At 74.0% G+C, this 8,045-nt stretch carries 6 protein-coding genes; 2 read left to right on the top strand and 4 right to left on the bottom strand.

Translation table 11 applies throughout. The features are described 5' to 3' along the window. The 4 genes from ACWGH4_RS25930 to ACWGH4_RS25915 form a co-directional block, all read right to left on the bottom strand. On the bottom strand, positions 1 to 759 hold a 759-nt coding region (locus ACWGH4_RS25930; RefSeq protein WP_453465221.1), incomplete at its 3' end, for a bifunctional transcriptional activator/DNA repair enzyme AdaA. Next, positions 756 to 2,033, bottom strand: a complete 1,278-nt coding sequence (locus ACWGH4_RS25925; protein ID WP_453465218.1) for an FAD-dependent oxidoreductase — start codon at positions 2,031 to 2,033, stop codon at positions 756 to 758. The genes ACWGH4_RS25930 and ACWGH4_RS25925, both read right to left, overlap by 4 nt. Beyond that, positions 2,030 to 3,427, bottom strand: coding sequence for an FAD-dependent oxidoreductase (locus ACWGH4_RS25920; RefSeq protein ID WP_453465215.1), 1,398 nt, complete (start codon positions 3,425 to 3,427; stop codon positions 2,030 to 2,032). The genes ACWGH4_RS25925 and ACWGH4_RS25920 overlap by 4 nt, the downstream gene beginning before the upstream one ends. After that, complete coding sequence (locus tag ACWGH4_RS25915) at positions 3,424 to 4,887, bottom strand: FGGY family carbohydrate kinase (protein WP_453465212.1); 1,464 nt, start codon at positions 4,885 to 4,887, stop codon at positions 3,424 to 3,426. The genes ACWGH4_RS25920 and ACWGH4_RS25915 overlap by 4 nt, the downstream gene beginning before the upstream one ends. A gap of 424 nt (positions 4,888 to 5,311) precedes the next feature. Here ACWGH4_RS25915 and ACWGH4_RS25910 point away from each other — a divergent pair, with 424 nt between their 5' ends. Together ACWGH4_RS25910 and ACWGH4_RS25905 are read left to right on the top strand one after the other, a co-directional pair. Beyond that, a complete protein-coding gene (locus tag ACWGH4_RS25910; protein WP_453465209.1) occupies positions 5,312 to 6,337 on the top strand; it encodes a hypothetical protein in 1,026 nt (341 codons plus the stop codon). A gap of 140 nt (positions 6,338 to 6,477) precedes the next feature. Continuing rightward, positions 6,478 to 8,007 carry an amino acid permease gene (locus tag ACWGH4_RS25905; RefSeq protein WP_356622565.1) on the top strand — a complete coding sequence of 510 codons (1,530 nt, stop codon included), beginning with the start codon at positions 6,478 to 6,480 and terminating at the stop codon, positions 8,005 to 8,007. The last annotated feature ends 38 nt before the right edge of the window (positions 8,008 to 8,045 follow it).

Here is an 8,045-nt window from a genome sequence, read left to right as displayed (position 1 = left end):
CCCGGCGCCGCCGGGCAGCCGCAGGGTGCGGCGGTAGGTGCGGCCGCCGGGCGCGCCGGTGACCTCCTCCACACCGGTGACGGCATGGGCGGCGAGGTGGTCGAACATCCGGTCCGCAGCGTACGGGCCGCGGTGCGCGAGCCGCAGGGGGATCCCGGCGGCACCCTTGTCGGCGGTGGGGCGGCCGGGCCTGAGGGCGCGCAGTTCGGTGGGGGTGGCGGCGTAGATCTCCCGGATGGTGTCGTTGAACTGGCGCACGCTCGCGAAACCGGCCGCGAAGGCGATCTCGGTGGCCCGCAGGGTCGTCGTCTGGAGGAGTACGCGTGCGGTGTGGCCGCGCTGGGCGCGGGCCAGCGCGATGGGGCCCGCGCCGAGTTCGGCGTTGAGCTGGCGCTGTACCTGGCGGGCGCTGTAGCCGAGCCGGTCGGCGAGGCCCGCGACGCCTTCCCGGTCGACGATGCCGTCGCCGATCAGCCGCACGGCCCGGCCGACGACGTCCGCGCGGACGTTCCATTCGGCGGAGCCGGGGACCGCGTCGGGCCGGCAGCGGCGGCAGGCGCGGAAGCCGGCGCTCTGGGCGGCCGCGGCGGTGGGGTGGAACGACACGTTCTCGCGCTTGGGTGTGACGGCGGGGCAGCTGGGCCGGCAGTAGATGCCGGTCGTGGAGACGGCGAAGAAGAACACTCCGTCGAAGCGTGCGTCGCGGCTGCTCACCGCCTGGTAGCGGCTGTCCTCTACCGTGCGTGCCTCGGTGGTCATACGGCCAGTATGGGTGGCGCCCAGGCGCCGGACCGGCGGGAATCGGACATGACGCTGATGACGACCGGGCCGCCGTCGGGGTCGGCCGCGGCCGTCCAGCGGGCGCACAGGTGGAGGGGCCTGCCGGGCAGGGCGGTGTGCGGCAGGCGCCGGCGGTCCAGTACCCGGCCGTCCTGGTGGACGACGAGGACGGCCGCGGGGAGGCGTTCCGCGGTGCGCAGGGTGAAGCGCTCTCCGAGGGGTGGCGGTCCGTCGGGGCGCACACGGTTCGGTGCGACCCACAGCAGCGGCGGTTCGGCCCGTAGCGGCACTCCCCCGCCCGGCCAGGGGTCCGTGCCGGCCAGGTGCGCGAGGACCGGGCCGGCGACGCCGCGGCCCTCGGCGGCGGCGCTCACCGCCGGCTCGCCGCCGTGCAGCAGGTTGCCGACGGCGAACACGCCGGGCACGGCGGTGCGGAACGCGGTGTCGACGGCCGGTCCACGGGTGCCGGGGTCGAGGGCGATGCCGCCGCGACGGGCGAGTTCGTGCTCGGGGATCCAGTCGCCGGTGAACACGACGGTGTCGCAGTCGAGGAGTGCGGTGCGGCCGTCGTCGCCCCGGACTCGGACGCCCGTCAGCCTGCCGTGGCCGGTGAGCTCCACGACGGTCGACCCGGTGAGCAGCGGGAACCGGTGGCGCGGTGACCGGAGGGGGCCGCGGATGCCTGCGGTGACCAGGGCGACGACGTGGGCCCCGGCCGTCCGCAGCGTGTCGACGGCGGCACGGGCGACGGCGTCGGCGCCCGCCGGGGCCACGACGACGGCGTGGCTGCCGACCGGTTGGCCGTGGACGTGGACGGCCTGCTGGAGTTCGCCGGTGGTGAGGACGCCGGCCGGCCGGGTGCCGGGGACCAGCCGGGCGCTGCGCGGCCGTTCGCGGGCGCCGGTCGCCAGGACGACCGCGGGTGCGGTGAGGCGTTCGAGGCCGTGCGGGCCTGTCGTGTCGAGGGTGCGGGGATCCGCCCACCCGGTCGCGGTGACGCCCGTGCGCACCACGGCTCCGGCGGCGAGGGCCGCGTCGGCGAGGCGCTCGGCGTAGCGGGGGCCGGTGGTCGGGCGGTGGCGTGGTCCGAAGCCCCGGTGGTGGCTGTGGCGTGGGATGCCGCCGGGTTCCTGTTCGCGTTCGAGCACCTCGACCCGGCCGGCGCCTGCCGCGGCCAGGTGGGCCGCGGCGGCGAGGCCCGCGGGTCCCGCCCCGACGACGAGGACGTCCACGGCCCGCTCGGTGCGGCTCATCGGCGGCCGTCCTCGAACAGCGCGCGCACGGCGGGTCCGCAGTAGAAGCCCTGACAGCGGCCGCCGCGGGCCCGGGTGCGGCGCCGCAGTCCGTCGAGCGATCCGGGCGGGACGGTGCTGGTGAGCGCGTCGCGGATCTCGCCGCGGGTGACGCGTTCACAGTGGCAGACGATCGTGCCGTACGCCGGGTCAGCGGCGATCAGGTCGGCCCGCTGGTACGGGCGTGGCCGTGCCTCGCCGATGTTCGGCATCCGTACCGGTTCGAGGTCGCGGGCGGGTCCGAGGTGGAGTCCCGCGTCGCCGAGGAGGCCGGTGACGTAGTCGGCGATCGCCATGGAGGCGGTCAGTCCTGTGGAGCGGATGCCGCCGACGGTGACGTACCTCAGGCGGGGGTGCGCCCGGATGCGGTAGTCGTCCTGCCCGGTGGCGGCGCGGAGTCCGGCGTAGACGGCGGTGACCTCCTCGTCGATCAGTGCGGGCAGGATGCGTCGGCCCTTGGCCCGCAGGGTCTCGAGGCCCTCGGCGCTCGACCCGGTGGCCCGCTTGTCGTCGAGATCCTCCGCGGTCGGGCCGAGGATCACGTTCCCGTACACGGTCGGTGCGACGAGGACGCCCTTGCCGAGCGCCGTGGGCACGGGAAGCAGGATGTGCCCGACGAGGGGGCGGGCGAGCTTGTCGTAGACGATGAGCTGGCCGCGCCGGGGGGTGACGGTGAAGTCCTGGCGGCCGAGCCGGCGGTCGAGTTCGTCGGCGTGCAGTCCGGCCGCGTTGACGAGGTAGCGGGTGCGCAACAGGCCCCGTGAAGTGGCCAGTTCGTGATGGGTCCCGGTGGTGACGGACTGTACTTGGCAGTTCAGGTGCAGATCGACGCCGGCGCGGACGGCCTGGGTGGCGTAGGCGAGCGTCGTCGTCCAGGGGCAGATGATCCACTCGTCGGGGACCTCGAGGGCGCCGAGCGCGCCGGGGCCCAGGTGCGGTTCCCTGCCGGCGAGTTCGGCGGCGTCGAGCAGGCGGGTGGCGTGGTAGCCGTTGCGCGCGGCCTTGGCGGCGAGCGCGGGCAGGGTGGCGAGCTGTTCCCGGTCCCAGGCGACGAGGAGCGCGCCGACGGGTTCGACGGGGATGCCGCTCTGTTCGGCGTAGGCGGCGAGGCGGTGCCGGCCTTCGCGTACCAGCCGGGACTCCAGGGTGCCGGGCACCGCGTCGAAACCGGTGTGCAGGATGGCCGTGTTGGCCTTGGAGGTGCCGTTGCCGACGTCGTCGCCCGCGTCGACGAGCGCGACGCGCAGCCGGTGGCGGGCGAGTTCGCGGGCGACGGCGGTGCCGACGACTCCGGCGCCGACGACGATCACGTCGTACAGCCGGTCGGGCGGTTCGCCGCTGGTGGTGACGGTCATCGCGTGCCGTGATTCCCGGCGGCGGACGGGGATCGCTCGAGGAGGGCCTCGACCTCGGCGCGGAAGACGCCGAGCCGTTCGGCAGCCCGGTCGGCGCTGATGCGGGGCTCGTAGACGGCGGACGGCTTCTGGTCGGGGACCACCTGCTCCGGCGCCAGGCCCGGGTCGATGCCGAGCCGGGCGACCGCGGCGGCTCCCAGTGCGGTCGCGTCGGGCAGTGCGGAGACCTCCACGGGCATCTGGAGCAGGTCGGCCTGGGCCTGCATGAGGAGCGCGGACCGGGTGAGGCCGCCGTCTACGCGCAACGCGGTGAGCGGGGAGCCGAGGTCGGTGGCGACGGCGTCGGTGAGGGAGACGACCTGTGCGGCGATGCCCTCGCACAGTGCGCGCACGAGGTGGCCGGGCCCGGTGTCGAGTCCGAGTCCGGTGACCGAGCCTCTGACGTCGCCGCGCCACCAGGGCGCGGCGAGGCCGGCGAGCGCCGGCACGAAGGTGACGCCGCCGCTGTCGGGGACGGTCGAGCCGACGGTGTCCAGGTCCGCGGCGCCGGAGACGACCCCGAGGTCGGTGAGCCATCGGACGGCGGAGGCCGCGGTATAGACCTGGCCGTCCAGGCAGTAGCTCGCCTTTCCGCCGAGCCGCCAGGCGACGCAGCCGACCAGCCCGGTGGTGGAGCGGTGCGGCCGCCGGCCGGTGTGGGCGAGCAGGAATGCCCCTGTGCCGTAGGTGCACTTGGCGATTCCCGGTTCGGTGACGCGCTGGGCGAGGAGGGCCGCCTGCTGGTCGACGAGCAGTCCGGTGAGCGGTGTCCCGGGGCCGAAGGCGGTGGTGACGCCCACGGGGCCGGCGGCGTCCACGACGTCGGGCAGCCGTTCGCCGGACAGGCCGAACAGGTCGAGTGCCCGCTGTGACCAGGCGACCTGGTCGAGGTCGAGGAGCTGGGTGCGGCCCGCGGTGGCCGCGTCGGTGACGAACGCGCCGGTGAGCCGGTGCACGAGCCAGGAGTCGCTGGTGGTGACGACGCCGTCGCGGGTGAGCTCGCGGCGGATCCACGCCATCTTGGGCGCGGCGAAGTACGGGTCCAGCGGTAACCCGGTGAGCTGCGTCAACTCCTCGGCGTGCGGGACGAGTTCGGCGCAGAGCGGTTCGGAGCGCCGGTCCTGCCAGACGATGGCCGTGGTGAGCGGCTCGCCGGTCGCGGGGTCCCAGGCGAGGACGGTCTCGCCCTGATTGGCCAGTCCGACGGCCTCGACGGGCTCGCCGGCGTGGGCGAGAGCCCTGCGCCCTGCGCCGAGGACGGAGTCGAGCAGCTCGGCGGGGTCCACCTCGACACGTCCGCCGGGGCCGTAGCGAGGGGACACGGGCACGAAACCTGTGCCGATCACGCCGCGTTCGGGACAGACGACGAGCGCCTTGGTGCCGGAGGTGCCCTGGTCGACGGCAAGCACCGGGCCCGTCATCGGCCACCCCGCTCTCCGGTAGAAGAAACCTTGATCGCAGACGAAAGCGTGGGGCAGGCCGCGGCCGCCGTCAAGAGCGGAACTGGCGCCGCCGGGCGGCGACTTGGTCAACCGGTTGCCGCGCGGCGCGGCTTGAGTAAGATCGGCCCGCACGCGGAAGCGATGCGGGGGACGGCGCGGTTCCCCGTACGTGCCCGACCCCGTCGATGCCCGGCCGACCAACCGCCGTCGACGCTCGCCTCAGCCCCCACTGCCCCAAGAGGCCCGATGACGACCAGTGCTCCCCCCTGGCTCCCCCCTGCGACGGAACACGGAGCGGACCGCGCGACGGTCGGCGGACCGGCCGGCGCGATGACGGGCCCGACGGCCCCGCAGCCGTGTTAGGCGACCTCTCCCGGGCATGTCCCGGAAGGGTGGCGTGCTGATGGCCCCGGACTCCTTCCGCCCGGTCTACCATCCGGCCGGCCAGGACACGGAACTGCGCAGCGCCCTCCAGGACTTACGCACGGGCCGCTGGCTGTCGATGCGGAACCTTCTCGAGGCGACGGCCGACTGGGCCCTGTGGACCCAGCGCACCCAGGTGCTCGCGGCGGTGGCCGCCGGCTCCGACACGGTGCAGACGTGGCGTGCGGAGGAACCCGACAGCGCCGCCGCCGCGGTGATGCACTGCAGGGTCGCGGTCGAACGCGCGTTACGGGCACACCGCGAGGCGCACCGGCACACCCAGGACCTGTGGCACGAGGCCTGGGAAGCATGCCGGGCGGCGGCGCACCGGTCGCCCGAGGACCCCGTGCCGTGGGTGTGCCTGCTGGCGCTCGCCCGGCTCGACGAGGGGCAGCGGCTCGACGAGCACCGGATGGCACCGCCCGGGCCGATGCTCTTCCCCGGCCCGTGGGGCCTGCTGGCGCAGGCGGACAAGCGAGATCCGCACAACCGCGAGGCGTACCACCGGATGCTGCAGTTCGTGTACGCGCGGCGCTCCGGCACCCATCTCTCCGAGGCGGTCAACTTCGTCCAGTGGGCGTCCTCGTCAGCGCCCCTGGGCTCGCCGCTCAAGGTGCTGCCGCTCTATGTGCGGGTGGAGCGCTACCGCCGGGAGAACGGCCAGGAGAAGGCGCTGGACCTGCACTGGGTCACGGACGACGCGGCACGTGACGGCCGGCTGGCCCTGCACGACTGGTTCGATGTCGCGCCCACGGCGACGCGCACGCTGCTCGATCTCAGCCACCTGGCCCACGCGCTGTGGGGGGCGCTCCAGTTCGCCGACGCCGCCCGGGTGTTCGAGGCGCTGGGCCCGTTCTACGCGACGCTGCCGTGGGCGTACCGGACGCCCGATCCCGCTGACGCGACGCTCGCGGAGGAGGTGTTCCTTCGCGCACGGGCGCGCTGCCTCGCGGCGGCGCGTGACGCCGGGCCCGGCCCCGGCCCGGCCGCGGGCCCCTACGGCTGAGCCGCCGCCGCCCGACCGGGCCACGTCCCCACCCCGGACTCCTCCTGGCGCGTACTCCCCCGTCGCGCTGTGCCCTGCCCGCCGCACCACCCCTTTGCCCTGTCCGCTCAAGTACATCGCCTTTCCCCGGAGGTACCTCGATGTCCATATCCCCGCCGAAGTGGTCGGATTCCGGCCGGACCCCTCCCAAGGACGAGGAGGAACGGCTGAGGGAGCTCGGCTATCAGCCCGTCCTGGCCCGCCGGATGGGCGGCTTCGGCAACTTCGCGATCAGCTTCTCCGTGATCTCGATCCTGTCCGGCTGTATGACGCTGTACGGATTCGGGCTGGGCACCGGCGGCCCCGCGGTGATGCTGTGGGGCTGGCTGGGCGTCGGTCTCTTCGTCCTCTGCGTCGGCATGGCCCTGGCCGAGGTGACCAGCGCCTATCCGACGTCGGGCGCGCTGTACTACATGGCCGACCGGCTCGGCGGCCGTAAGTGGGGCTGGTACACGGGCTGGCTCAACCTGCTCGGTCTGCTGGGCGCCATCGCCGGCATCGACTACGGGTGCGCCCTGTTCACCGGCGCGTTCCTGAACCTCCAGTGGGGGATCGAGCCCACACCCGGCTCCACGATGATCATCTTCATCTGCATCCTGCTGCTGCACGCCACCCTCAACCTCTTCGGCGTACGGCTCGTCAGCCTGCTCAACTCGGTCAGCGTGTGGTGGCACCTCGGCGGCGTGGCCCTGATCGTCGGCGCCCTCGCGATCGTGCCGTCCGACCACCAGTCCCCGGAGTTCGTCTTCGGCGAGTTCGTCAACGGCACCGGCTGGGACAACCCGGTCTACGTCGCCGCCATCGGCCTGCTGCTCGCGCAGTACACCTTCAGCGGGTACGACGCCTCGGCCCACCTCTCGGAGGAGACCTCCAACGCGTCCGTGGCCGCGGCCAAGGGCATCGTGCGCTCCATCTGGGTCTCGTGGATCGCCGGGTTCGCGCTGCTGGCGGGCCTGACCTTCGCCATCCAGGACTACGCGGGCACCCAGGACACCGCGACGGGCGTACCGCCGGCGCAGATCTTCATCGACGCCCTCGGCACCGGAGCCGCCACGGCGCTGCTGCTCGTGGTGATCGTCGCGCAGCTCTTCTGCGGCAACGCGGAGGTGGCCGCGGCCAGCCGGATGGTGTTCGCCTTCAGCCGGGACAACGCGCTGCCCGGTTCCGCCCTGTGGCGCAAGGTGAGCAGCCGGACGCAGACGCCCGTCCCGGCGGTGTGGCTGTCGGTGACCTTCGCCTGCCTGCTGGCCGTCCCGTCGCTGTACTCGGCGACCGCGTACGGAGCGGTCACCGCGATCAACGTCATCGGCATCACGCCCGCGTACGCCATCCCGATCTACCTGCGGCTGCGTGCCGGCGACCGCTTCCAGCCGGGTCCGTGGTCGCTGGGCCGCTGGAGCAGGCCGATCGGCTGGACCGCCGTGGTGTGGGTCGCGTGCGTGACCGTGCTGTTCTGCCTGCCCCAGTCGAACCCGGTGACCGTCGACTCGATGAACTACGCCTCGATCGCGCTGGCGGCGGTGCTGATCCTGGCCACGGTGTGGTGGTTCGTCGCCCGGCGCTCGTACGGCACGCCGGCGGCGTACGGAACCGCCCGCGAGCAGGCGGAGATCGCGGAGAACATCGTCTGACGCTCCCCTGTCCCTCGTGAGGGCCCGGCCGTGACGGC

The organism is Streptomyces sp. NPDC054847 (genome assembly GCF_053610925.1).
Note: the sequence above shows the minus strand (reverse complement) of the source record. Positions and strands in the feature narration are given on the sequence as shown.